Raw genomic sequence first — 26,603 nt, 5'->3', positions numbered from 1 at the left:
TCACCTACTCAATGTTCTTTTTCCGAAGTGCCAGTATACTCTGGTAAGCAGCCTCCTGCTCCGCTGCTTTCTTTGTGCGCCCGGAGCCGACTCCATATCTGTCGTCACCGATCTGGACAGCCACTTCAAACACTTTATTATGATCCGGTCCTTTTTCTCCAAGCAGCTCATAGGACACAGGTTCCTTAAAGTTTGACTGTACAATCTCCTGCAGGATAGTCTTGCTATCATAAAAGAGCTTCTTATTTTCCAGATCTTTTAAAATAAATCTCTCAATAAACTCTTTTGCATTAGCAAAACCACCGTCCAAATAAATTGCACCGATCAGTGCCTCCATCGCATCTGATGTGACAGATTCTCTCTTTCTTCCGCCGGTTGCATCCTCACCTTTTCCGAGCAGCAGATATTTACCCAGCTCAATATCTCTTGCACAGAAAGCAAGCGCAGGTTCGCACACCATACTTGCGCGCGTCTTTGTAAGCTGCCCTTCCGGCATCGTCTTGTGCAGGGAAAATAAAAATTCACTGGAAATAAGCTCCAGCACCGCATCTCCTAAAAATTCCAGACGTTCATTGCACTCGTATTTTGGAAGATGCTTCTCATTTGCATAGGAACTGTGTACCATCGCTTTTTTCAGAAGTTTATCATCCTGAAAATGATAACCGATCCGATCCTGTAACTCTTTTAACATATTATCCATAAATTATCTACCTCATAAAACGAAAAAGCCCGCTGTGGGCTTTCTCGTCTTGTTCATGCCTAGTCATTTGTTGCGTTTTTTATCTGTTCTACAGCATCTCCGACTGTAACAATCTTCTCCGCATCTTCATTATCAATCTCGATATCAAAAGTTTCTTCGATTCCCATAATAATCTGGAAAATATCCAGTGAATCTGCTCCGAGATCATCTACAAATGTAGAATCCATGTGAATATCATTCTCATCAAGATTTAATACATCTGCGATAATTGCTTTCAATTTTTCAAATTCCATATCTGTTCATCCTTTCTGCTCTTCTATCTATCCAACGGAAATTACTCCGGCTGAATACTTTCTTTGATCTTCTCATTAATCTTCTGTTCTTTAAATGTAACACACTGTATAATCGTATTGCAGATTTCCTTCGCAGTAGAGCTGCCGTGTGTCTTGACAACGAGACCGTTGAGTCCCAGAAGTGGCGCTCCTCCGTACTCGGACGAGTCAAAACTCTTCAACGCCTTCTTCAGTGCCGGTTTTACAAGAAGCGCACCGATCTTGCTTCTTAAGCTTCCCATCATGCCTTTCTTAATCTCGGAAATAAGCACACTTCCGACACCTTCGAATAATTTAAGAATAATATTACCGGCAAATGCTTCACAGACAATGACATCAGCCTGTCCATGCGGAATCTCTCTTGCCTCCACACTTCCAATAAAATTGATATTCTTCTCTCCTTTTAATAATGGGAAAGTCTCTTTTACAAGCGCATTGCCTTTCTCTTCTTCTGCTCCGATATTCACGATGCCGACTTTCGGATTCTTAATACCGACAACATGCTCCATATAAATGGAACCCATCTTCGCAAACTGTACAAGATGAGACGGTCTTGCATCTACATTGGCTCCACAGTCAACCAGAAGGCTGACGCCCTTCTCCGTCGGGATCAGCGGTGCAAGAGGAGGTCTCTCCACGCCTTTGATCCTGCCAACGATTACCTGACCTCCAACTAGTACAGCCCCGGAACTTCCGGCAGAAACAAAGGCATCTGCCTGTCCTTCCTTCACGAGCTTCATACCGACCACAATAGAAGAATCCTTCTTACGACGGATCGCATTCACCGGCGGTTCTGCTGTCTCGATCACTTCCGTTGCATTTACAACCTCGATACGTGCTTTATCATACGTATACTGTGCAAGTTCTGCACGGATCACATCTTCTTTACCTACAAGGAGTACCTGCACGGCATCTGTTTTCTCAAGTGCCTGCACAGCTCCCTTGATCATTTCTTTTGGGGCATTGTCCCCGCCCATAGCATCCAGGGCTACTATTGTTCTATCTGTCATCTTAATTCCTCCCAGAACTACTAGAATAATTCTACTAGACATCATTATAAAAATCAATCATTTTATAATGATATAAAAAGATTGTGTCAAAAAAAATCAAGAGCGACAAACGCCGCTCTTGATTTTAACTTCATTCTCAAAATTAGTCCTGAGCAATGATTTCTTTTTTGTTGTACGAACCACAAGCTTTGCATACTCTGTGAGGCATCATTAATTCGCCGCATTTGCTGCATTTTACCAGGTTTGGTGCGCTCATTTTCCAGTTCGCTCTTCTTTTGTCTCTTCTTGCTTTTGAAGATTTATTCTTTGGACAAATTGACATAGGTTACACCTCCTTAAAATTCTTAAAAACATCGCGGATAACTGACATTCTCGGATCGAGGCCTGTATCTTCACAGCTGCAGGTACCCTCATTTAGGTTTTGACCACATACGCTGCAAATTCCTTTACAGTCTTCGCTACACAGAACTTTCATCGGCCATCCTACCAATATCTCATTATAGAGTAATTTTTCTACGTCAAGATGATATCCGTCAATATAATTATTTTCGTCTAATTGATCCGCTTCATCCGAAGCGACTTCTGCTTCTTTTGTCTCAACTTCTCTTGTAAAATCCAGTTTGAAATCAACCGGGACCTCTTCAAGACATCGATCACACGGAATTCCAATCGTCAGATTCGTCAGACCGGATACTCTCAGCTTCTGATCACCTGCATATTCAACCTGAATATGCAACTCATCTTTTGAAAGAACCGGATAAGTCTTTCCTCTGAGTCTGAATTCATCCATCGAAATCGAAACATTCTTATCCACAGATTTGTGCTGTTCAGACAAAACATTGGATAGGTCTAATAACATAATACTATCACCCCTATTCATACCTAAATTATTATATCATGGAAAATTGTTTTGTCAACTGGTATTTGAGATATTTTTCCTATGTTTGTCCACATTTTTTCAAAAACTGCTCTAAAACACTTAATCTGTCAAGTCTTCTGTTACAGATTTAAGGTTCAGGAAGTTTGTCAGATAATCTGCTGTTCCTGTCTTCGCATCTGTTCCGGACATATTAAATCCTCCAAACGGATGCTACAATACAACAGCTGCTGTAGATTTACGGCTGAACTTGCAACACCCTGGGCTGCCTTTTTAATATTTGCTGAAGAATCAACAATGATCGCATTCTTTCCACTCATCTCAGCAACAACACGTTTGATCCATTTTTCCGTCTCCATAAAAAAATATGTGCATACTGCCGAAGGATTTTTATTTATATGAAGGGAATGAAATTTCCTATCACGCAACAATAAAAAATAAGCGAACAGCCACAATATTCACGGTAGCTGTCCGCTTACTCTATGATTCTGTTTTGTTATCTCTGTATTTACAGCCTGCAATCTTATATTCTGTATGCGATGCACACTTACAATTTATTTCCATTTCAGAGAATACCATCCTGAAGATTTGGAATTACCACGGTATACTTTAATATAATAAGTTCCTTTTGACCATTTGCCTAATGACTGTAAAGTATAAGAAGAATTTGAATAAATCAATGATCGAGTTCCGATCGCTCTTCCTCCCTGATATACGGTAATCTTCATTGTATCATTGGTCTTTGCTTTCCATAAAATCTTCACACTCTTCTTGCTGGTCAGTTTGAATTTGTACCAGTCTGCCTGTGAGCTTCCCGCCTGCAGTGTTCCGCTTACAGTCTTGCCTTTCTTTATTGTTACAGCTTTTCCCTTGCTCTTGCCACTCTTTTCAGAAACTTTGTAATTCTTAACTTTAAAGAAATATCCACCATTGCTGTTATAGGATGACGCTACTTTAAAATAATATGTCTTTCCTTTTGTTACTCCATAAGAAGGATTGTATCCAACTGCTGTATAATCGGAATAAGCTTTTTTCTTGCTGTTACAAAGTGCAACCTTTACTGAATATTTGCTGTCTTTGCTGGCAAATGCAGAGACGTATCCCGTCTGTGTTGCTTTGAATTTAAAATAATTTGTCTGTGGCTCTTTTTGTCCAACCGCAATCTGCTTATTATGCAAAATCGTACGGTCTGCACCGTTATAGAAACCTGCTGCAGCCACAAATCCCCAAGCATCATAGACTCCATCTGAATAAGTGTTTGCATAAACATAGATTCCAAGATAATATTTTCCCGGTTTCGGGACTTTGAACATGCGGGAAGTTGTCTCTCCCAGCTCATCACAGAACTGATAAGAATCTACCGGCTTTGTTAAAGCGGAATCATAAAACAATCCGTAAGTAGCTGATTTCTGCTTTGCACTGTCTGATTTTGCCGAATAATTCATTGCGAAATCCAATGTACCTTTCGTTTTGAATGTTACAGCCTGACTGTACTGATAGTGATTGCCTACTGTTCCATTCCGGGCCGCAAGTATAATCTGACCTACTTTGTTGACACTCTCGTTTCCTGTATTCATCATGATAACCGGAATACTTCCATCTACAACTGTTGTTTTCGTTGCTTTCACAGTTGCGCTCTGTGCGCTTACCGGACTCACTTTTGCAGCCTTCACTGCCTTTACAATACTGCTCTGTGCTTCCAGACTCTGCGCCTCTGCCTTCACTGCATGTGTATTCTGTACTTTTGTCGATGTATCTGCCGCCTGTACTACACTTCCTGAAGAAACAGTAAGGATAGCCGCTAATACAAGTGACAATACTTTGCCTTTTCTCTTCATCATAGCCTCTTTCTCCTTTTCCTCTATTGTGATATAAAATCAGGGACAATCATCGTAATATCATCCTATTTAAAATGGTATTGACAAAAACTGCCCCTCTTTTTATTCATTATAATATAAATATCTGATTATTTCCATCTTAAAATATACCAACCGGAAGATTTTTCTGTATCAGTATATACTTTCAGATAATATGTATCTTTTGGCCATTTTCCAACGGACTTCAGCTTGTAGGAAGCATCTGCATAAGTCAACGTCTTTGTATCAATCTTTCTGCTTCCCTGATAAATAGCAAGTTTCATCTTTTCATTCGTTCTTGCTTTCCAGGAAAGTTCCACACTCCGTTTGGATGTAAGACGGATCTTATACCAGTCCGCTCTTTTCATTCCTGTTTCCATTGTTCCTTTGATTGTGGTATTTTTCTTAATCTCCACAGCATTGGATTTACTGCTTCCGCTTTTTTCTGAAATCTTACGGTTTTTTGCCACCAGCGTATAACCGCCATCTTCACTCGCCGGAGACCATACTTTAATATAGTAAGTTCTTCCCTTTGGTACACCATATGTGACACCATATTTTGCAATTGTACTCTCTGTAAGACGATTCTTCTTACTGTCATAAAGAACAATCTTATTCTTCGGATCACTTGCAATCACTGTGATATAACCGCTTTCTGTGGTTTTCATTTTAAAATAATTCGTCTGCGTTGTTTTGTGACCGACTGCAATCTTCTTATCACTGGTAATCGTACGATTATTGCCATTCCAGTAGATCGCTCCTGTCGTAAACTTCCAGGATTCGCTCTTATCTTTTGCATTGACCATTGTATAGATGCCGATATAATAGGTTCCTGCTTTCGGGATCTTTACAACGACTGTCTTGTGATCGCCTTTTTTCGTTACAACATCAACGCTTGACTTATCAATCGGATCTTCCAGGGATGCCTGCTTGAATACTCCGTAGACAACATTACGTCCCGCCGTCTTTGCTTCTGTACATTTAACAGAAAATGAAAAAGAACCCTTGCCCTGAAATTCAACTTTCTGTGAATAGAGGTATCTCTTTCCCATCGTGCCATCTGTAGTTCCGACAGAATTACCAAGCGCAACATTGCCCTGCTTGCCTTCTTCTGAACCTGTTACACCTTTGACTACCGGAATATAACTCATATTCTTCTTTGTTGTTGCTTTGGCTCTGACATTCTTGCCGGTAAGTGCTGCTTTTTGCTTTGCGGCGCCTGTCTGGATTGCAAGTTTCTTCTGGCTCTTCCCGGTATCCTTTGTCAACACGTCTGTTGTCAGCGCATTTCCTTTTTCTGCACGAACTGTCTGAAGTCTGACACCGGATGTATTTCCTGCCGCCTGTACATGACCTGCACTTGCCAGAGATGTAACACTGAGAATTGCTGTAAGTAAAACTGCTGCATACATGTTCCTTTTTTTCATTCTATATCTACCCCTTTTTATTTTATCTCCTATCTTAAGAACAAGCACATTATACTTGATATTTCTCTCAAATTCAATTCTCTTTTCGCTCATTCCCGGAATCTTAAGAAAAATATTAGAAATAATGTTCTGCCTCTTCGCGCGAGTGCACATCCTGCCGACGGCTTTATATCTGTCGAAAGCTTTATATATAAAGAAGGCTGCCGCTTCCGCGACAGCCTTCGATATACCTCTCAATTCTATGATCGTTCAACTATGCTGATTAAACTAATGCAACAGTCTCTCTTGCAATTGCAAGTTCCTCATTTGTAGGAATTACAAATACATCAACTTTAGAATCCGGAGTTGAGATTTTCACTTCTTCACCATGTGAATCATTTGCTTCTTTATCGATTGCAACTCCAAGGTATCCAAGGTATTCCATAACTTTCTCACGTACAAGACTTGCATTCTCACCAATTCCTGCTGTAAATGCAATTACATCCACACCATTCATGGCAGCTACATAACTTCCAACGTACTTAGCTACACGGTAGCAGAATACATCAACTGTTGTAGCAGCAATCTCATTTCCGCTCTCAGCAGCGCTTGTAAGATCACGGAAATCACTGGATAAGTTATTAGAAAGACCAAACACACCAGATTTTTTATTTAACATTGTCATAAGCCCTGCAATATCAAGGTCTTCTTTCTTAGCGATGAACTCTAAGATAGCCGGATCGATATCTCCGGAACGTGTTCCCATTACAAGACCCTCCAGTGGAGTCAGTCCCATAGATGTGTCTACGGATTCACCATTCTCTACAGCACAGATACTTGCACCGTTACCAAGATGACAAACGATTGTCTTCACTGCATCATATGGTTTTCCAACAAGTTCAGCAGCTCTCTTGGATACGAAACTGTGGCTTGTTCCGTGGAATCCATAACGTCTTACTTTGTATTTGTCATAATACTCATATGGCAGACCATACATATATGCCTTTGCTGGCATTGTCTGATGGAAAGCAGTATCAAATACAGCTACCATCGGCGTACCCGGCATTAATTCCTGGCATGCATTGATACCAATCAGGTTAGCTGGGTTGTGAAGAGGTGCAAGGTCATTACACTCTTCGATTGCTTTCATAACTTCATCTGTAATTACTACAGATTTGGCGAACTTCTCTCCGCCATGTACAACACGGTGTCCGACTGCCCCAATTTCCTTTAAGTCTTTTACGACACCTGTCTTGTCATCTGTCAGTGCGTCAATAACGAACTGAATAGCCTCTGTATGAGTCGGCATAGCTTTGTCAGATTTGACTTTCTCTCCGCCTGCCGGCTGATAAGTAAGGCTTCCATCAATTCCAATTCTCTCGCAAAGTCCTTTTGCAAGAACCTGCTCTGAATCAGAATTGATCAGCTGGAACTTCAATGAAGAACTTCCACAGTTGATTACTAATACGTTCATAATCTTTTTTCCTCTCTTTTTTATTCTTCAGCCATACACTGTACAGCTGTAATGGCAACAACACCTTCAATGTCTTTTGCGCTGCATCCTCTTGAAAGATCATTAACCGGCGCTGCAATTCCCTGTGTTAAAGGACCGTAAGCTTCTGCTTTACCAAGTCTCTGTGCAAGTTTGTATCCGATATTACCAGCATCCAGGTCTGGAAATACGAGTACATTTGCTTTACCTGCAACCGGGCTGCCCGGTGCTTTGGATGCTCCAACTTCCGGAACGATTGCTGCGTCAAGCTGGAACTCTCCATCTAATAATAAACCTTCTTTTGCATTTTCTTTTGCAATACGTGTAGCTTCTACAACTTTGTCTACGTCAGGATGTTTTGCACTTCCCTTAGTAGAGTGTGAAAGCATTGCAACGATTGGCTCTTTTCCTGTCAGCAGTTCGAAAGAATCTGCAGAAGAAAGTGCGATTGCTGCAAGTTTCTCTGGATCCGGATTCTGCTCCAGACCGGAATCTGCAAATACAAATGTTCCGTCAGCTCCCATATCGCAATCCGGTACTACGATTACGAAGAAAGCGGATACGAGTTTTGTACCTGGTTTTGTCTTCAGGATCTGAAGGCATGGTCTTAATGTATCTGCTGTAGAATGGCATGCTCCGGATACCATACCGTCAGCATCCTTCATCTTAACCATCATAACACCATAATATAAGTAATTTGTCAGAAGAAGCTCTCTTGCCTGTTCTTCTGTCATTCCTTTTTTCTGTCTTAATTCAACAAGTTTTGCAATGTATGCGTCTGTCTTTTCAGACGTTGCAGGATCTACAATAGTAGCTCCGCTGATATCAAAAGATCCTTTGTTCTTTGCGATCTCTTCTTCGCTTCCGATCAGGATCAGATTAGCTGTTCCTTCTTTTAATACAGCTTCTGCTGCTTCATAAGTTCTACTGTCTTCTGTTTCTGGAAGAACGATTGTCTTTTTGCTTGTTTTTGCTTTTGCTTTAATCTCATCTATGAATCCCATGATAAATAGACTCCTTTCCATATTTTCTCAGATAGGACTATTATAATACAAAGAGACCTTGCAAACAAGGTCTCTTATGTGTATTTTTTCATACATTCTGTCACTTTATCTCATTTTTTCTGTCTATATGCATATATCACGCACCTATAACTGAAATACTGCACTGACAATTGCAAAGTATACGCTGATCGTGCTGATATCTACCAGTGTTGAAATCAGAGGTGTTGCCATGATCGCCGGGTCCAGACCTACCCGCTTTGCGATAAGCGGAAGTGTACATCCAACAACTTTGGCGATCACAACGGTACAAGCCATTGTCAAACCGATCGTAAATGCCATCAGCGCATCGCCCTGCCCCATCAGCATAATTCGCAGTCCATTTACCACAGCAAGCACAATACTGATACATACTGCGATACGGATTTCTTTCCATATTACTTTCAGGAGATCCCGGAATTCAATCTCGCCGACTGCCAGTCCCCGGATCACCAGTGTTGAGCTCTGGGAACCGCAGTTTCCTCCGGTACCTGTCAACATCGGGACAAATCCTGCGAGCTGCGGCATAATGGCAAGCGCTGATTCATAACTGTTCATGATCATCTGTGTCACGGTTGCCGATAGCATCAGAAACAGAAGCCATGGGATTCGGCTCTTCACATGTTCCATAACCGTTGTCCCAAAATAAGATTCTTCATTCGGATTGACCCCCGCCATGATACTGATATCTTCCGTCGTCTCTTCCTGCAATACATCCATTGCGTCATCTACTGTTACGATACCGACCATACACATCTCATGGTCTACGATTGGAAGTGCGATCAGACCGTATTTGCGGATCGTCAGTGCAACTTCCTCCTGGTCATCTGTTGTATGTGCATAGAGCATGTTTGTCTCCATGATCTCTTCCACTGTCTTCGATTCACTGGTCGTCAGTAATTCTTTGACATCTACAAGACCGATAAGCTTACGCTTTTCCGTGACATAACAGGTATAAATTGTCTCCCGGTTCAAACCGACCTGACGAATCTTCAAAATAGATTCTGCAACCGTCATCTCTTTACGGAGTGCAATATACTCCACATTCATAATGCTGCCCGCACTGTCCTCCGGATATTGCAGGAGCTGATTGATCTGCACTCTTGTCTCTTCATCTGTCACCATCAGGAGACGGTCAACAACATTCGCCGGCATCTCCTCCAGCACATCGACCGTATCATCCAGATACATCTCTTCCATGACTTCTTCCAGCTCGGAATCAGTCAGTGCATTAATCAGAATCTCACGCATGTCACTGTTCATATAAGTAAACGTCTCAGCCGCTTCTTCTTTAGCAAGAAGCCGGAAGATCATAACAAGCTGCTTCTGGTCAAAATCCTCTAAAATCTCAGCGAGGTCAACAGGATACATATTACTTTCCAGTTGTTCTTTTAATTCTTTGTACTGCCGATTTTCCAACATCTCTTTAATCTCATCTTCTGTCAGTATATCTTCGATTTCCTGGCTCATATATATCCTCCTTTCTCTCCTGAAAACAATTGTAATAAACAAAATGTGAAAATAATGACTTTTTTGACCTAAAGTCCCTTTTTATAGTATAATCAATTTCAAATAGATATACAAGGAGATTTTTTATGAAAATTGTCGGACTGATTGCTGAATACAATCCCTTTCATAACGGGCATTTATACCATATAAGAAAAGCAAAAGAAATCACCGGAGCAGACGCTGTTCTTGTTATTATGAGTGGAAATTATGTACAGCGTGGAACACCCGCGATCATGCCAAAGCATCTGCGCGCCCAGGTAGCTCTGGAAAGTGGTGTTGCCGCCGTCTTTGAACTTCCGGTCTGCTACGCAACTGGAAGCGCCGAATATTTCGCCACAGGTGCTGTTTCTTTGCTTAACCATCTTGGCTGTGTAGATGCACTCTGTTTCGGAAGTGAATGTGGAGACTATGCACTACTGGAACGTATCGCCGGGATTCTTACAGAGGAACCGGAGGATTATACCTTCTATCTGAAAGAAGCACTGCGCAAGGGGCTTTCTTTTCCGCGCGCAAGGCAGCAGGCATTATCCTCCTATTTAAAAGATGAAAATGTGGATCAGGTACTGGATGAACCGAACAACATTCTCGGCATCGAATATATCAAAGCATTATATCAGACCGGAAGCCTGATCAAAGGCTATACAATCCAGCGTAAAGAGTCCGGTTATCATGATCGGGATCTGTCCGGAAATTACAGTTCTGCCTCTGCGATCCGCAGACTCCTTGCGCAGGCCGGAAGTTCGATTCATTTAAGAAGTGACAGCATCTACGACGAACCACCGCTCTCTGATGTACTGACAAGACTGGAAGACCAGGTACCTTCTGCTTGCATTGATCTTCTTCGGGATACACACCTGATTCGGTATCCGGTATATGCAAATGATTTTTCACTTCTTCTGAAATACCGGCTTATGAACGAAACTTCAGATTCTCTTATGAAATATCTTGATATCACAGAGGATCTTGCAAACCGGATCATGAATCACATTGATGACCTGATCTCTTACGAACAGTTTTGTGATCTTCTGAAATCAAGAGATCTTACCTATACAAGAATCAGCCGGTCACTGCTTCATATTCTTTTGCAGATTAAAACCGCAGATATGCTGGATTATCAGGCTCGTGGAAATTGTCAGTATGCGCGCCTTCTCGGTTTCCGAATGGATCAGTCTTCTGTCCTTACAATACTTAAGCAGACGTCTCGCATCCCATTGATTACGAAGCTAACACAGACAGACAGCTTATCAGAGACAGGGCTTTCCATGCTCCACACAGATATCCAGGCTGCTAATTTATATGAGAGTGTTTTAACTGATAAGTTTAAAATTCCATTCTTTAATGAATACAGACAGCAGATCATAAGAGTTGACACCGAATAATCCTGTTATTCAGAATGATTAACAGATTTGATACAGATCCATTCTGTTGACACAGGTTTCGGAATGATACCCAAATTAAAAATTTATTATATAAAATCATTGGACAAATAAATTTGCAAGGAAATTTTTGCAAGTATGCAGCAGATTCCCAGAGTAATAGCTCATCGGTGGTTCCCCCGGAAAATAACGCACCATGCGGTAAATATAAAAAATCACAAGTGCCACAAGTGCGATTCCTGCAAGTATCTTCATACTCTTTGGCTGCCTTAACTGAAGCCTGATATAACGGTTCCAGCAATAGTGAAATACAAGAATTGCAACCACATAGATAAATGGATGCATATGCCATGCTCCTTCAAAATCAAAATGCAATAGCCGGATACCGGCTCTTGTAAGTCCGCAGGACGGACATGGATATCCGGTAAGCATAATGAGCGGACAAATACTATAAATAAATTTTCTACCAAACACAAAATAGGCGATTATAACAATAATCGCCCATTTTGTTTGCTTTATATCTTTTATGAATTGTTCATATCCTTCGGATATTATCGTTTTGAAAGATCTTTTCATACGATTCTCCTGTATCCCAATTTCATAAATCTCTGAAAAAGACGTTCTTCTACAGAATGATCTTCTTCGGACATTTTGCTGCACATGCACCGCATCCGATACATTTTTCCGGATCAATGTGTGCAATGTTATTCTCAACCTTAACAGCGTCGAATTTACAGATCTTCTCACACATCTTACATCCGATACATCCAACGGAACATACAGACATAACATCTTTACCTTTGTCCTTAGAGCTGCACTGTACGAGGTGTTTCTGGTCATACGGTACAATCTCGATCAGGTGTTTCGGACAAGCTGCCACACATTTACCACATGCTTTACATGCTTCTTTGTCTACAACAGCAACTCCGTTTACAATATGGATGGCATCAAACGGACAGGCTTTCACACATGTTCCTTCTCCAAGACATCCATAATTACATCCTTTCGGTCCTCCCGCCTGCATCATGTTCATCATAACACAGTCGTTCAGTCCGTGATATTCATATTCCTGTTTTGCTTTGTCACAGGTTCCTGCACATTTTACAAATGCTACTTCGTGTACCTGTGCACCGGCTTCCTGTCCCATGATCGCACCAATCTTTGCTGCAACCGGAGCTCCACCGACCGGACATCCTCCAACTTCAGCTTCGCCTTTCACAATAGCAGCTGCAAGTCCGGAACATCCTGCATATCCACAACCACCACAGTTGTTTCCAGGCAATACTTCAAGGATTGCTTCTTCTCTCTCATCTACTTCTACTGCAAATTTCTTTCCTGCAATACCAAGGAACACACCAATGAATAATCCGGTGCCGCCTACGATTGCAGCAGCTAAAATAATACCTGTTATACTCATAGTCTGTTTCCTCCTATATTAATCCTGAGAATCCAAAGAACGCAATTGACATCAGTGCTGCTGTAAGCAGTACGATAGGAGTTCCCTGGAATGACTCAGATACATCATTGTATTCGATCTTTTCACGGATACCTGCCATGATCACAATTGCGATTGCAAATCCGACAGAAGTACCGATACCATTGATCACACCTTCCAGAATAGAATACTCATTCTGAACGTTTGTAAGTGCTACACCAAGTACTGCACAGTTTGTTGTGATCAGAGGAAGATACACACCAAGTGCATTATACAGAGACGGCATGCTCTTCTTCAGGAACATCTCTACAAACTGTACCAGTGCAGCGATTACGAGAATGAATACGATCGTCTGCAGGTAAGAAATATTCAATGGTAACAAAATAAACTTATAAATCAAACTTGTAAAGAATGATGCGATTGTAATAACGAAGATTACAGCTCCTCCCATACCGGAAGCAGTCTCAACCTTTTTGGATACTCCAAGGAATGGACAGATTCCCAGGAACTGGCTGAGTACAACGTTGTTGACAATCGCAGATCCAATTGCGATAAGTAATAATTCTTTCATCTATGTACTCCTCCTATTCTTCGTTTCCTGTAGGGAATACTTTTCCGCCGCATCCATTACATGATGCACAGCCTTCGCCGCATCCCTTAGCTTCTACAACTTCTTTACCCCTCTTGGCAGCATTGGCTTTGATCTTGTTCTGAAGAGCAACCAGTCCTGCAAGTACCAGGAATGCTCCCGGTGCAAGAATAAAGATTGTAACCGGTACATATCCGGCTTTTCCTGCTGCTTCGTCAGCGATCGGAATAATCTGTTTACCGAAGATCTGTCCTGCTCCGATCAGCTCACGTACAATACCAATACATGTAAGACCTACAGTAAATCCAAGTCCCATACCGATACCATCAAAGATTGACGGAAGAACCGGGTTCTTGGAAGCATAGCTTTCTGCACGTCCTAAGATAATACAGTTTACTACGATCAGTGGAATGTAAAGACCAAGTGCGTCATAAAGACTCGGTACAAAACCTTCCAGAAGAAACTGTACAATTGTTACGAATGATGCTACGACTACGATGAATGCCGGCATTCTGACTGAATCCGGGATGATCTTACGTAACATGGAAATCAGCATATTGGATAATACCAATACTACTGTTGTTGACAAACCCATACCAACACCATTGGTTGCGGATGTAGTTACGGCAAGTGTAGGACACATACCAAGCATCAGCACGAAGGTAGGATTCTCTTTAACTAAACCATTATATAGTCTTTCAGTACATCTGTTCATGTCTGCTACCTCCTAAAATGCATTCTGATAATAAGCCAGTGCTACGTTGACAGCTCCTGTAACTGCACGTGATGTAATTGTTGCACCACTGATTGCATCGATCTGTTCACCGTCTCCACCATCTTTTGATACAACGAATTTCTCAGCTTTCTTGCCCTTGTACTGATTGTAGAACTTCGGCTCTTTTGCTTTCATACCAAGACCGGCTGTCTCGCTGATCGATAAGATAGAAATTCCGTTTACTGTACCATCAGAAGTAATACCTACTGTAATCTGGATATCTCCACCATAACCTTCCTTGTCTGTGGTTGTGATTACATATCCTTTGTCGCCTGCTTTACAAACTTCATCGACAGTTGCTTTTGCACCGACTGATTTGATCGCTTTATCTGCAATCTTCGCATCTACGTCCTGTGCTTCAAAAGCATTCGCATCTACATCTGTAAATACCGCCTGCCATGCTTCTTTCTTAGCTTTTTCCTGCGCCTGTGCGATCGGGTTTTTGGTGATCTCATATACAAAGCCAAGACCTAATCCTGCGATTAATGTAATAATTGTAAGAATAAGTGCATTCTTAATAATTGGATTTTTCTTCATTATTTTTCTCCTCCTTTACCAAATGGTTTTGGAAGAGTAACTCTTTCAATCAGTGGGACTAAAAGGTTACTGATGATGATCGCATAAGATACCCCTTCTGCGGAACCACCGAACAGACGGAACAGTCCGGTCAGTACTCCAAGAAGGATACCATATACATACTGTCCTTTTTTCGTAATCGGAGATGTTACATAATCGGTTGCCATGAACCATGCTCCGAGCATCAGACCACCACCGCAAAGGTGTGCTGTGATGTACTGTGGATCAAAGAATCCTACATGTGCTTTTGTAAATGGTCCGAAAATTCCGACGAAAATAACAAAGGATACAATGTATGTTCCCGGAATACGCAAATCAATAATACCAAGCATAATAAGGAATACTGCTCCGATAATGATTGCGATCACAGATGTCTCACCGATTGTTCCCGGAATTGTTCCGATAAGCATCTTCATGGAATCAACAGAGCCACCGTCTTTTAAAGTAGCAAGCGGTGTCGGTCCGGATACTCCATCGTAAACAAACTTTGTCATCGGTCCTGCAAAAGAAATCAGCAGGAAACATCTTGCACCGAGCGCCGGGTTCATGAAGTTCTGTCCCAGTCCTCCGAATAACTGTTTTACAACGAGAATTGCAAATACACTACCAAGAGCGCCCATCCACCATGGTGCTGAAGCCGGCATGTTAAGGCCAAGCAACAGACCGGTAACAACTGCACTCCAGTCGTTGATGGTAATCTTCTTGTGCATCAGTTTCTCATATATGTACTCTGTAAGAACCGCTGATACGGTTGTGCTGATCAGTACGATCAGTGCTGGTATTCCAAAGTTATAAACTCCGAATGCCGAAGCCGGCAAAAGTGCAATAACAACCATAAGCATGATATTGCTGGAGGTAACTTTGTCACGAATATGTGGTGAAGATGACAGTTTATAATTGTTCTCACTCACGTTTGTTCACCTCTTCCTCTCTTCTCTTATTTTTTCTTCTTACGATTAGCAAGTGCAATTTTTCTCATAGAACCGATTGCCTGTTTCAACTGACGTTTTGCCGGACAGACGAAACTGCATGATCCACATTCCATACATTCCAGACCATTATGTTTTGTAAAGGTCTCTTCGTCATGATGCTCTGCATAATCTGCAAGTCGAGATGGAATCAGACGGCTTGGGCAGGCATCTACGCATCGTCCGCAGTTAATACATGCGGTTGGCTCGAATTTTGCTACTTCGTCTTTTGTAAATCCAAGAATGGATGATGATGTCTTTGTAACCGGAACATCTAGTGAAAACATTGCAAATCCCATCATCGGACCACCTGAAATCAATTTCTCCGGCTCTGTCTTGAATCCACCGGCAGCTTCTACCAGCTCAGCCTGGTTCATACCAAACGGAACACGGAAGTTACCTGGTTCATTCACTGCATCTCCGCTGACTGTTACGACACGTTCCATAGAAGGTTTTCCTTCTGCTACAGCCTGATAAATGCTTACAAGTGTTGCAACGTTGTCTACAACGCATCCTGCATCTGCCGGAAGCATAGCAGAGTTAATCGCACGACCTGTCGTCGCATAAATAAGCTGACGCTCACCACCCTGTGGGTATTTTGTCTTAAGCGCCAGAACTTCCAGACGTGGGTCACCTGCTGTGAGTTCTTTTAATTTTGCGATACAATCTGGTTTGTTATCCTCAACACCGAATATACCTTTCGCGTTATCGAAAAGTCTCAGAACGATCTTCATACCTTCTACCAGTTTCTCCGGTGTTTCGATCATTGTTCTGTAGTCTGCTGTGATATATGGTTCACATTCTGCACAGTTTGCAATAATGTAATCAATCTTGTCAGGTTCTTTTGGAGAAAGCTTAACTCTGGTCGGGAAACCTGCTCCTCCCATACCAACAACACCTGCGTTGCCAATTGCGTTAAGGATCTCTTCCTTTGTCATCTCATCAACTGGTTTTACCGCAGGATATTCTACTTCTTTATATTCACCATCATTTTCAATGACAATGCTGTTGACAGTACCTCCAGTCGGGTTCAAATGTGGAGCGATCGCCTTAACTGTTCCTGATACTGAAGCATAGATTGGTGCAGAAACAAATCCTCCGGCTTCTGCTATCATCTGTCCTTTTAAAACATGATCGCCAACTGCTACGATCGGATTGGCAGGCGCCCCGATGTGCTGGGAAACCGGATATACCAGATCTCCTGTGGGTTTAACATCAACGATTGCCTTGTCTTTTGCAAGACGCTTACCGTCATCCGGATGAATACCACCCTTAAAAGTTAACAATGCCATTCCCTTTTCCTTCCTTCCTTTTAATTTTCATATTAACTATACCCAAAAAGCACCAGACTTACCAGTGTGTCAAGTGATTTTTTTGTACATTTTAATGAACATCTTGTTCATTTTTTAACAGATGTTCAGACACACAAAAGATAGAGGTATGAAACCTCTATCTTTTCTCTTTCGCTTTTATATATACGCTTGAATTCTTACAGTACGATTACTCTTCAGAGCTTTCGTTCTGTGAAGCCTCTGACTCAGCCGGCTCTAAAGCTTTCATGCTCAGGCTGATCTTCTTGTCAGCTTCATTAAGATCAACAATCTTAGCTGTTACTGTCTGTCCTACAGACAGTACATCAGACGGTTTATCAACATGTGTTCTGGAAATCTGTGATACATGAAGAAGTGCATCTACTCCAGGAGCTAATTCAACAAATGCTCCGAAGTCTGTCATTCTTGCAACTTTTCCTTCGATTACAGTTCCTACTGCATACTTCTCAGCTGCATCTGCCCATGGATTAGTCTCCGGGAATTTTAAGCTGAGCGCGATCTTTGTATCGTGAATGTCTTTGATCAGGACTTTCAGTTCATCGCCAACTTTGAATACTTTCTTCGGATTCTCAACGCGTCCCCAAGACATCTCTGAGATGTGAAGGAGTCCGTCTACTCCGCCAAGGTCGATAAACGCTCCGAAGTCTGTAACATTCTTAACAGTTCCTTCTACAGTATCTCCAACCTGTAATTTAGCAAACAGTTCTTTCTGTTTTTCTGCTTTCTCTGCAACAAGAAGCTGTCTTCTGTCACCGATCACGCGGTTTCTTCTAGGATTAAACTCACTGATAACGAATTCAATCTCCTGATCCTGATATTTGCTCAGATCTTTCTCGTAGGTATCAGATACAAGACTTGCAGGGATAAAGACTCTTGCCTCATCAACAACTACGCTCAATCCACCGCCAAGGATCTGTGCAACCGGAGCTTTCAGAACTTCATGGTTCTCATAAGCTTCTTTCAGTCTCTCATTTCCTTTCTCGGCAGCCAGTCTCTTGTATGTCAACAGCACCTGACCTTCTCCGTCGTTTACTTTCAGTACTTTTACTGTCATTGGATCTCCAACAGATACGACTGTTGTCAGATCTACGTTAGGTTCGTTCGTATACTCATTTCTCATAATGATACCGTCTGCTTTGTAGCCGATATTCAAGATGATCTCATCCGGTTTTACATCAATGACTGTACCATCTACGACTTCTCCATTTCTGATTGTCTTAAATGATTCTTCCAACATTTGTTCAAAAGTTAATTCTGACATTATTTTGAACCTCCTCAATTATTTTCTTGGGCGTGGATGCCCCTGCTGTAATACCTACTGTTTCCACGGACCTTAATTGATTCATATCAAAATCGTCAAGTGTCTGTATATAGTACGTATCCGCACATGCATTACTGCATATCTCAAATAGTTTGCGGGTATTAGAGCTTCTCTTGTCTCCTATAACAATCATAGCGTCCACCCTCTTTGCAATGTCGCGAGCCTCTTCCTGGCGTTCTTTTGTTGCACTGCAAATCGTATTTAAAACAAGTATATCATACCTCTTTTTTTCAATAATTTCAACTATATCTTTGAATTTATTGTAATTAAATGTCGTCTGAGATACGACACACAGTTTTTGCTTTTTATTTTTTAATTGAAAACTTTTCGCTTCTTCTACAGTCTGGATGACTGTCACATCATTTCCACTCCATCCTTTAATGCCCTGCACTTCAGGATGTTCCGAATTTCCGATCACAACAATGTGTGCACCCTGTGCGCTCTGCTCTTGGACAATTTTATGGATTTTCTTGACAAATGGGCAGGTTGCATCCACACAGGTCAGTCCTTTTTCAGTCAACAAATCGTAGACTTCTTTTGCTACTCCGTGAGACCGGATGATTACGATTCCGCTGTCCAGATTCTCCAGCTCTTCTGCGCTTCCAATCACCTTCACGCCGTGTTTTTTCATATCTTTGATGACTTCTTCATTATGGATGATCGGTCCGTATGTGTAAATCGGACTGTCTGGGTGTGCTTCTATCTGTCTGTATACAGTATCCACTGCCCGCTTTACTCCGAAGCAAAATCCCGCTGTCTTCGCAAGTTCAACTTTCATATATGCCTCCTAATGGCAGAGCGCCGTAATTGCGGCAACTACTTCCGGGATTGTCATATCTGAGCTGTCTACGAGTGTCGCATCTTCTGCCTGTCTAAGCGGTGCGATCTCTCTCGTCATATCTCTTCTGTCGCGCTCTTCAATGTCTTTTTCAATCTCGGCGAGATCACAAGTTTCACCTTTTTCTGTCAGTTCATCAAAACGACGTTTTGCTCTTGTCTGTACACTTGCAGTTAAAAATACTTTCACATCTGCATCTGGTAATACACAGGTACCGATGTCACGTCCGTCCATGACAACATCTTTTGTTTTTGCAAGATCTCTCTGCAGTCCTAAAAGTGCTTCTCTGACTGCCGGGATTGCAGAGATCTTAGACGCCATATTTCCTACTGCTTCTTCTCTTAATTTCCCTGTGATATTCTCACCGTTTAAGTAGACCTGCTGTCCACCTTCTTCATAGCCGATCGTTACTTTTACATTCTTGCAGTCTGCTTCGATCGCTTCTGTATCTTCCGGCGAAATATTCTTTTCCAGAAAATAAATTGCCATTCCACGGTACATCGCTCCTGTATCTACATAAATGTATCCTTTTTCTTTTGCCACCAGTTTCGCAATGGTGCTTTTTCCGGCTCCTGCCGGTCCGTCAATTGCGATATTATATCCCATTCTTCTGCCCTCTTTCTCTATCTGTTTTATTTAATAATTAATAATATATAGCTTGCTTTTCAAACTCACGTGCCTTCCCGTTACAATCTTTGTCTGTTTTCCAAAACAGCACGTAAGCATACACATATCCATTTATTTCTGCCATGCACAGGCTCTTGCAGCCGCACATGCAGTAGACCATGCAATCTGTAAATTAAATCCTCCGGTCACTGCATCCAGATCCAGTACTTCTCCTGCAAAATACAAGCCAGATACTGTCTTTGCCTCCATCGTGCCCGGATCGATCTCTTTCACGCTGACACCACCTTTTGTGATGATTGCCTCATTATATCCGCGCAGTCCGGTTAATGTCACTGGAATTTTTTTGATCAGGGAAACAAAATGCTGTCTTTCCTCTCTGGAAATTACATTGACCTTTTTCTCCGGATCGATTCCGCTAAGTTTGATCATCACCGGAATGAGTTTCGCCGGAAACAGCTTGTGGATCGCATTCTTGAACTGTCGGTTATGGTTTTCTTCAAAATCACGCAGGACTCTCTGATCGAGCTGCTCTATAGACAATGCCGGTTTCAAGTCGATTTCCAATGTCAGTGGATGAGCTTTTAGTTTCTTGCCAATTACACTGCTGGCACTTAACATAAGCGGACCGCTGACGCCGTAGTGCGTGAAAAGCATCTCTCCAAAGTCTTCATACAGCTTCTTCTTACCGTCTTTGATAACCGCATTTACATTTCGAAGAGACAGTCCCTGAAGCTCCGGCACCCAGTCTTCCTGAGTCTCCATCGGTACAAGCGACGGCAGACAGTCTGTCACTTCAAGTCCCAGTTCTTTTGCAAACCGGTAGCCGTCCCCAGTAGAACCTGTAGACGGATAAGAGATGCCTCCGGTTGCAACGACACACGCATCTCCGGACACTTTCTTTCCATCAGATAATACGACGCCTGTAAAATGCCCGTCCTTCGCTTCAATCTTCTTCACAGATGTATTCAGGCAGATCTTCACACCAAGTCTCTTCATCTCTTCTTCCAAAGTACGGATCACATCGGAAGAATGATCAGATAACGGGAATACCCGTTCCCCTCGTTCAATCTTCGTCCGCATGCCAAGCTCTTCAAAGAAATCCATGACATCCTGGTTTGTAAATCCGTAAAAACTACTATACAGAAACTTCGCATTCGTTTTCACTGCCGGAAACAGATCTTCTACATCACAGGCATTTGTCAGATTGCAACGACCTTTTCCTGTGATAAATACCTTCTTGCCCAGTTTTTCATTTTTTTCAAACAGTGTAACCGTGCAACCTTCTCTTGCCGCCATAACTGCCGCCATCATGCCCGCAGCGCCACCACCTGCGATTAATACTTTATTCATAAGTCTCTTCTCCATCTATCTGTGCTTTGGACGAAGACAGTTCTACTTTATCATCTACCATGTTCAGTTCATCTTTGCTGTATACCTGATACTCATCCCAGATCCGTTCCAGCGTCTCCAGTGTTGTGATGACTTCATCCTGCTTCTTCATACAGAGTGCTACCACAAACGCATTTACCACGCTCAGAGGTGCTACAAGTGAATCTACGATAGACGCCATGTCACTTCGCGCGATCAGATTGCAGGAAGAATATAACGTCATCGGCGAATGGACGCTGTCTGTCAGCGTGATTACTTTTGCCTTGCGGTTACTTGCAAATTCCAGCGCTTTTAAAGTACGCATGGAATACCGCGGGAAGCTGATTCCGATAATCACATCGTCTTCATCGATCCGGATAAGCTGTTCAAAAATCTCACTTGAACTGTTTGTGTGCACAGCAACTACATTATCACAGATCAGGTTCAGATAAAACCCAAGAAAACTTGCAAGCGGTGCACAGCTTCTGATACCGATCACATAGATCTTCTTCGCATTCAGAATCGTCTCCACTGCAAGTTCAAATGATTCATGGTCAATGGACTGCATCGTCAGCTTGATCTTATCAATATCTGACTGTAATACAGATGTCAGTATCTCGCCCTGACTGATGCGTCCATATGTGACTTCCATTCTCTGGATGGAATTTAATTTGGTACGGATCATCTCGCCCAGCGCTTTCTGGAATCCCGGATAGCCGTCATATCCAAGCGCCATCGCAAATCTTACAACCGTAGACTCACTGACGCCGACTTCTTCCCCCATCTTCGCAGCAGTCAGAAATGCCGCTTTATCATAATCTTCTTTGATAAAATCCGCCAGTTTTTTCTGACCTTTGCTGAATTTTGAATAACCTTCATCTATCTTCTGAAGTAATTCATTTTTATTTCCCATATCGTTTTTGTCCTTTTCTTCTCAATTTACCGTATCCATTATATATAAATTCGAGAAAATATTCAAGGACTATAAACATTCCATTTGCCCGGTTATTTTCCTGTAAAATGCATCTTTGTCTTCCTCTGCCTTCAATTCTTTGAGAATAACTCCATCTTTCAGAAGCAGAATCCGCCCGCAACAGCTCGCCATCTTCGGATCATGCGTCACCATAAGAATCGTTTTTCCAAGTTCTTTCGAGATTTTTCCAAGCGCATCAATCACGATCTGCCCGGAACGGGAATCCAGATTTCCTGTCGGTTCATCTGCAAGAATCAGTTCCGGTTCATTCATGAGTGCACGGCAGATCGCCACTCTCTGACGCTCTCCGCCGGACAGCTCGTATGGATATTTCTTAAGCAGATGTGCAATCTCAAACTGCGTGGCATAGGCGGCAGCTCTTTTTCTCATTTCTTCCGGCTCGCTCTTTGCGATCATCATCGGAAGCATAATATTTTCTTCAACAGACAGACTGTTCATCAGGTAAAAATCCTGAAAAATAAATCCGATCTTCCGGTTGCGGATGTCTGCCCTCTTTTCTTCCGGCAGTTTTCCGGTATCTTCTCCTTCAAACCAGACACTTCCGGACGTAGGACGGTGGATCAGACCGAGCGTCTTTAAGAGCGTCGTCTTGCCGCAGCCGGATTTACCCATGACTCCGACGAATTCTCCTGCCTCCACGGAAAAATCCAGTCCCTTCAATACATGGATCTGCGTCCTTTCTTTTTTATCTTCACTGATAATGCTGTAATCACGCACCAGTTCTTTCACTTCCAGTATATGCATATCCACTCCTCCTACAGTTCCTGCATCTTGTCCACAATTCTGTGGTAAAACGCATCCTGGTCTTTTTCTCTTTTCAGTTCTTCCAGAATCTGGCCGTCTTTCAGCAAAATAATCCGGCTGCAATAGCTTGCCATTTTCGGATCATGCGTAACCATAAGGATTGTTTTCTTCATTTTCTCGTTAATCTCGGTCAGTGCATCAATAACAATCTGTCCTGACTGGGTATCGAGATTGCCTGTCGGTTCATCTGCAAGGATGAGTTCGGGATCATTAATGAGCGCGCGGCAGATTGCTACCCGCTGACGCTCCCCGCCGGACAGTTCATTCGGTTTCTTCTTTGTCAGATGCATCAGACCGAATTTCTCCATATAATAAGCTACTTTTTCCAGGCAGTCCTTCACCGGCGCTTTATCAAGCACCATCGGAACCATGATATTATCTTCTACCGAAAGACTGTCAAGCAGATAAAAATCCTGAAATACAAATCCCATTTTTCTTCTGCGGATATCAGCAAGCTCGTCGCTCCACAGTTTTCTCGAATCCACGCCATTGAAATACAATGTACCATCGGTTGGTTTATCGATCAGACCAAGCACTTTCAGAAGCGTTGTCTTTCCACAGCCGGATTTTCCCATGATCCCGACAAATTCTTCTGTCTTCACAGCGAAATTCAGTCCTTTTAACACCTTGATCTCCCGGTCTTCCGGATTCTCTGCGTAGATCATCCGGTAATTCCGTGTCAGATCTTCTACTTTTATGATTTCCTGATTATTCATCGTCTTTTTCCACCTTTCGAACCATAAACTTTCCAAGCAGCCACATAAACAGAAGTTCTACAAGAATATAGCCGCCCCAGAGCCATACTGCGTGAGTTATAAACTGTAGCTTAACTGCATTTGTATACATCCGCACATAGAATGTAATTCCGGTAAATACAGCTGTCACAAGCGCGGTAAACGCTCCAGGAAGCCAGAACATCAGATGTAATTCACCGAGAAGAATGCGGATTCTCTCTTTCTTTCTCATACCCATACAAGTGAAAAATTCGGCTCTTTTGTTCTTCTCATCCAGTTCAGAAAGCACTTTAATATAGACAAGGAACATGCTTATAAAAAGCATTGTTGCCGTGACAAACAGGTTCACGATCAGCTTCATCATACGTTCCGAACGCAGGTCTTTTACACTTTCATCCTTTGCATAATAATTTGCGATTTCCGCATCGTAAGCCTGATCTTCTTTATGTTTTTCCTGGAATTTTTCCAGTTCTCTCTTGATTGCTTTGTGATCTTTCGCTTTACTGTTTATCAACACCAGTTTTGTCGGTCCCTGCTTCACAGTCAGCCCTTCAATCGCATCCGTTTTCTTTTTAATAAACGAACCATTCAGCACATTCGTTGTCTTCCAGAGATTCTGTGCTTTTGTGAAGAATGCATCCGAAAACACAACGAGATTTTCCAGTTTTCCATCGCGGAAACATCCGGTCAGGCTTCCAATCTCCTCGCCTGCGATTGTACGTTGCTGATATGTCGTCTCCTCGGAAAAATGCTCATATGGGGTATATCCTTCACATACAATGCCAACATGGATATTGGGTTTCTTCTTACTAAACGTCCAGTCTATCGGCTGTGCTTTCACAGAGCGGTCCTGCTGGTGCACAAGATAGACTTTCTCTCCCTTTGCATCCAGATGGAGAAAGTGTGGTTTATAATCCGGATCAATTGCTTTTTTCAGTGCATGATAAGTAGATTCTGAAATACCGATCTGTTGTCCCTGTATTCGTTTTTCATAATAGCCCTCATTCTTCTCCGTTTTATCCGAATTCGAGATTCTTACCATCGGATAAGTCGTAACCTTTGCTCCGTACTGTTTCTCCAGATTTTCAAATGTCTTCTGGTCTTCATCGTAAGAAATGCACATGAAATCATATGGGAACAGGCTTTCCGGTTGTTCTGCAACCGTTACAGATACTGACTGGAATGCAAAATAAAACATTCCGCAGATATGCAAAGCTGTAAGCGCTGCCAGATACCACGCAGTTGTCTTTGAACGGTGATAGCGGTCATTGCGTTTCAGAAGCGTACCCAGATACCCTTTTGATGCCTTGTCTTTTCGCAGCAACAATGTCCCGCCAAAGCGGTAGAGAAGAAACAGTCCGACAAACAATGCCAGCATCAGTGTAATCTTCTCGTAATTGTAAATCTTGCTGTAAGAAATAGCACTGTATCCGCAGATAGCAGCTCCGATCACAGTAATGATCTTCAAAAACCTCCGCGGCATCTTCTCTTTTGCAACATTACGTGTTGCCGCTGAGATCAGGTTAAAATCCGACACAATGTCTCTTGTTGCCATCAGTGAAACAAGATAGACAAGGAACAGAACGGCAAGTGATACCAGATACGTTGTTTTACTTGCATATGACAGATTGATCTGATCGCCCACCATGTTTCCGACAATTTTACGGAAAAGCAGAAGGACTCCATTTCCGACAATTACTCCGCCTATATAGGAAAATACAAATCCCAGTCCGATTTCCAGTCCGGCGATCGTCCAGAGCGCCTTTCTTCTGATTCCGAGTGTTACAAAGATACTATAGTTCTGAATCCATTTTCTGAGATAAAAGATCAGCACAAATACCATCAGGAAAAGGCAGCATGCCGCAAGCGGGATCATCGCATTGATCAGGATTCGTCCAAGTCCTTCGCCACCATACATAGACAGATCAGCCCGGTGGGAAGAAGACAGCATCTCATAAGCTCCCAGTCCGGAAAATGCCAGTGTTCCGACCATGATTCCGCAGAATAGGAAAAGCCGGTAATCTTTCCAGTCAGAGCGGAAATTCTTCCAGATCATATGATAGAAAAGTTTCGTGTATTTGCCCGGAAAATCCAGTCTTCTGTGCGCTTCTTCTTTCTTTTCCTGTTCCTGCACTTCATAATTTCTAGATCTTGCCAGTGCTTCATCATAGACATCGATCATCTTCTGCAGAGCAAGCTCAAGAAGACTCATTACTACCATAGGCATAAAAAACATAAATGCCATCACATTATCTGCAACTGTACCGTAAGCTGCATAATCACTCAGAAACATCTCTGTGATCGCAATACCGATCACAACCGGCTGGATATACCGGTATTTGTTTAAAATCAGCAGTATCAGATACAATACTGCCACGATCTGCATAATTACAAACAGGCCAACCTGAATCTTTATGGCTCCCATATTGCCGTCCCACACATCCCGGCAACTGTCTGTCAGTGCGGCAGCTCCTTTCTGCGACAATAATCGGAAAACACCATAAAAGGAATGATACCCATCCCGGAGCCGGTAAACCGGCCACATGGAATAGATCAGAAATATCGCATATCCGATGACTCCGACACATATTTTTTCTTTTCTTCTGCTCTTTTTCTTCTGCATTTCTTTTTCCTCTCAATCCTAA

The 26,603-nt window shown here is 42.3% G+C and carries 27 protein-coding genes; 1 reads left to right on the top strand and 26 read right to left on the bottom strand.

The features are described from left to right. Window positions 1-4: 4 nt before the first annotated feature. The 11 genes from rnc to mgtE all read right to left on the bottom strand — a co-directional run bounded on the left by rnc (window position 5) and on the right by mgtE (window position 10,183). Window positions 5-700 carry a ribonuclease III gene (gene rnc, locus DXC04_RS02050; RefSeq protein WP_118659730.1) on the bottom strand — a complete coding sequence of 232 codons (696 nt, stop codon included), beginning with the start codon at window positions 698-700 and terminating at the stop codon, window positions 5-7. 59 nt (window positions 701-759) lie between these two features. After that, window positions 760-993: an acyl carrier protein gene (gene acpP / locus DXC04_RS02045; protein ID WP_021861108.1), complete on the bottom strand. Its 234-nt coding sequence runs from the start codon at window positions 991-993 to the stop codon at window positions 760-762. A 41-nt stretch (window positions 994-1,034) separates the two neighbouring features. Further along, on the bottom strand, window positions 1,035-2,042 hold the full coding sequence (gene plsX / locus DXC04_RS02040; protein ID WP_021861109.1) for a phosphate acyltransferase PlsX: 1,008 nt from the start codon (window positions 2,040-2,042) through the stop codon (window positions 1,035-1,037). Between the two features lie 142 nt (window positions 2,043-2,184). Beyond that, window positions 2,185-2,364: a 50S ribosomal protein L32 gene (gene rpmF / locus DXC04_RS02035; RefSeq protein WP_005332600.1), complete on the bottom strand. Its 180-nt coding sequence runs from the start codon at window positions 2,362-2,364 to the stop codon at window positions 2,185-2,187. A gap of 3 nt (window positions 2,365-2,367) precedes the next feature. Then, window positions 2,368-2,901, bottom strand: coding sequence for a YceD family protein (locus DXC04_RS02030; RefSeq protein ID WP_021861110.1), 534 nt, complete (start codon window positions 2,899-2,901; stop codon window positions 2,368-2,370). Between the two features lie 167 nt (window positions 2,902-3,068). Then, on the bottom strand, window positions 3,069-3,278 hold the full coding sequence (locus DXC04_RS02025; protein WP_118659728.1) for an aldehyde dehydrogenase family protein: 210 nt from the start codon (window positions 3,276-3,278) through the stop codon (window positions 3,069-3,071). Window positions 3,279-3,473: 195 nt separating this feature from the next. Further along, window positions 3,474-4,760, bottom strand: coding sequence for a hypothetical protein (locus DXC04_RS02020; protein WP_118659726.1), 1,287 nt, complete (start codon window positions 4,758-4,760; stop codon window positions 3,474-3,476). A gap of 125 nt (window positions 4,761-4,885) precedes the next feature. Beyond that, window positions 4,886-6,202: a hypothetical protein gene (locus DXC04_RS02015; RefSeq protein ID WP_118659724.1), complete on the bottom strand. Its 1,317-nt coding sequence runs from the start codon at window positions 6,200-6,202 to the stop codon at window positions 4,886-4,888. Between the two features lie 262 nt (window positions 6,203-6,464). Further along, entirely contained in the window at window positions 6,465-7,655 is a 1,191-nt protein-coding gene (locus DXC04_RS02010) for an acetate/propionate family kinase (protein WP_021861113.1), read from the bottom strand. Window positions 7,656-7,675: 20 nt separating this feature from the next. Beyond that, on the bottom strand, window positions 7,676-8,677 hold the full coding sequence (gene pta, locus DXC04_RS02005; RefSeq protein WP_021861114.1) for a phosphate acetyltransferase: 1,002 nt from the start codon (window positions 8,675-8,677) through the stop codon (window positions 7,676-7,678). 144 nt (window positions 8,678-8,821) lie between these two features. Further along, window positions 8,822-10,183: a magnesium transporter gene (gene mgtE, locus DXC04_RS02000; protein WP_021861115.1), complete on the bottom strand. Its 1,362-nt coding sequence runs from the start codon at window positions 10,181-10,183 to the stop codon at window positions 8,822-8,824. 125 nt (window positions 10,184-10,308) lie between these two features. Here mgtE and DXC04_RS01995 point away from each other — a divergent pair, with 125 nt between their 5' ends. Further along, window positions 10,309-11,601, top strand: coding sequence for a nucleotidyltransferase (locus DXC04_RS01995; RefSeq protein WP_118659722.1), 1,293 nt, complete (start codon window positions 10,309-10,311; stop codon window positions 11,599-11,601). Window positions 11,602-11,697: 96 nt separating this feature from the next. Here DXC04_RS01995 and DXC04_RS01990 read toward each other — a convergent pair whose 3' ends face one another. From DXC04_RS01990 to DXC04_RS01920, 15 genes are all read right to left on the bottom strand, one after another. After that, window positions 11,698-12,174 carry a DUF2752 domain-containing protein gene (locus DXC04_RS01990; RefSeq protein WP_118659720.1) on the bottom strand — a complete coding sequence of 159 codons (477 nt, stop codon included), beginning with the start codon at window positions 12,172-12,174 and terminating at the stop codon, window positions 11,698-11,700. 49 nt (window positions 12,175-12,223) lie between these two features. Further along, window positions 12,224-13,015, bottom strand: coding sequence for an RnfABCDGE type electron transport complex subunit B (locus tag DXC04_RS01985; protein ID WP_021861117.1), 792 nt, complete (start codon window positions 13,013-13,015; stop codon window positions 12,224-12,226). A 13-nt stretch (window positions 13,016-13,028) separates the two neighbouring features. Next, window positions 13,029-13,604, bottom strand: coding sequence for an electron transport complex subunit RsxA (rsxA, locus tag DXC04_RS01980; protein WP_021861118.1), 576 nt, complete (start codon window positions 13,602-13,604; stop codon window positions 13,029-13,031). 13 nt (window positions 13,605-13,617) lie between these two features. Beyond that, a complete protein-coding gene (rsxE, locus tag DXC04_RS01975) occupies window positions 13,618-14,337 on the bottom strand; it encodes an electron transport complex subunit RsxE (protein ID WP_021861119.1) in 720 nt (239 codons plus the stop codon). 12 nt (window positions 14,338-14,349) lie between these two features. Continuing rightward, window positions 14,350-14,934 (bottom strand): RnfABCDGE type electron transport complex subunit G, encoded by a 585-nt coding sequence (locus tag DXC04_RS01970; RefSeq protein ID WP_021861120.1) that lies wholly within the window; start codon window positions 14,932-14,934, stop codon window positions 14,350-14,352. Continuing rightward, window positions 14,934-15,884 (bottom strand): RnfABCDGE type electron transport complex subunit D, encoded by a 951-nt coding sequence (locus tag DXC04_RS01965; protein ID WP_021861121.1) that lies wholly within the window; start codon window positions 15,882-15,884, stop codon window positions 14,934-14,936. Before DXC04_RS01965 ends, DXC04_RS01970 begins: the two co-directional genes overlap by 1 nt. A 26-nt stretch (window positions 15,885-15,910) precedes the next feature. After that, window positions 15,911-17,233, bottom strand: coding sequence for an electron transport complex subunit RsxC (rsxC, locus tag DXC04_RS01960; protein WP_118659718.1), 1,323 nt, complete (start codon window positions 17,231-17,233; stop codon window positions 15,911-15,913). Window positions 17,234-17,441: 208 nt separating this feature from the next. Next, the gene (rpsA, locus tag DXC04_RS01955) at window positions 17,442-18,533 is read right to left on the bottom strand and encodes a 30S ribosomal protein S1 (protein ID WP_021861123.1); all 1,092 of its coding nucleotides are present in this window, start codon (window positions 18,531-18,533) and stop codon (window positions 17,442-17,444) included. Beyond that, window positions 18,514-19,371: a 4-hydroxy-3-methylbut-2-enyl diphosphate reductase gene (ispH, locus tag DXC04_RS01950; RefSeq protein ID WP_118519323.1), complete on the bottom strand. Its 858-nt coding sequence runs from the start codon at window positions 19,369-19,371 to the stop codon at window positions 18,514-18,516. The genes rpsA and ispH overlap by 20 nt, the downstream gene beginning before the upstream one ends. A gap of 9 nt (window positions 19,372-19,380) precedes the next feature. Next, window positions 19,381-20,037, bottom strand: a complete 657-nt coding sequence (cmk, locus tag DXC04_RS01945; RefSeq protein ID WP_118659716.1) for a (d)CMP kinase — start codon at window positions 20,035-20,037, stop codon at window positions 19,381-19,383. 132 nt (window positions 20,038-20,169) lie between these two features. After that, window positions 20,170-21,408 (bottom strand): NAD(P)/FAD-dependent oxidoreductase, encoded by a 1,239-nt coding sequence (locus DXC04_RS01940; RefSeq protein ID WP_118659714.1) that lies wholly within the window; start codon window positions 21,406-21,408, stop codon window positions 20,170-20,172. Beyond that, complete coding sequence (locus tag DXC04_RS01935; protein ID WP_118659712.1) at window positions 21,401-22,339, bottom strand: MurR/RpiR family transcriptional regulator; 939 nt, start codon at window positions 22,337-22,339, stop codon at window positions 21,401-21,403. The genes DXC04_RS01940 and DXC04_RS01935 overlap by 8 nt, the downstream gene beginning before the upstream one ends. A 69-nt stretch (window positions 22,340-22,408) precedes the next feature. Continuing rightward, a complete protein-coding gene (locus tag DXC04_RS01930) occupies window positions 22,409-23,164 on the bottom strand; it encodes an ABC transporter ATP-binding protein (RefSeq protein ID WP_118659710.1) in 756 nt (251 codons plus the stop codon). 11 nt (window positions 23,165-23,175) lie between these two features. After that, a complete protein-coding gene (locus DXC04_RS01925) occupies window positions 23,176-23,940 on the bottom strand; it encodes an ABC transporter ATP-binding protein (RefSeq protein ID WP_118287902.1) in 765 nt (254 codons plus the stop codon). After that, window positions 23,933-26,581 carry an FtsX-like permease family protein gene (locus tag DXC04_RS01920; protein WP_118659708.1) on the bottom strand — a complete coding sequence of 883 codons (2,649 nt, stop codon included), beginning with the start codon at window positions 26,579-26,581 and terminating at the stop codon, window positions 23,933-23,935. Before DXC04_RS01920 ends, DXC04_RS01925 begins: the two co-directional genes overlap by 8 nt. Between the last annotated feature and the right edge of the window lie 22 nt (window positions 26,582-26,603).

The sequence above is a fragment of the Dorea sp. OM07-5 genome (genome assembly GCF_003481355.1).
GTDB lineage: Bacteria > Bacillota > Clostridia > Lachnospirales > Lachnospiraceae > Dorea_D > Dorea_D hominis.
This window is presented reverse-complemented; position numbering and strand designations above follow the sequence as displayed.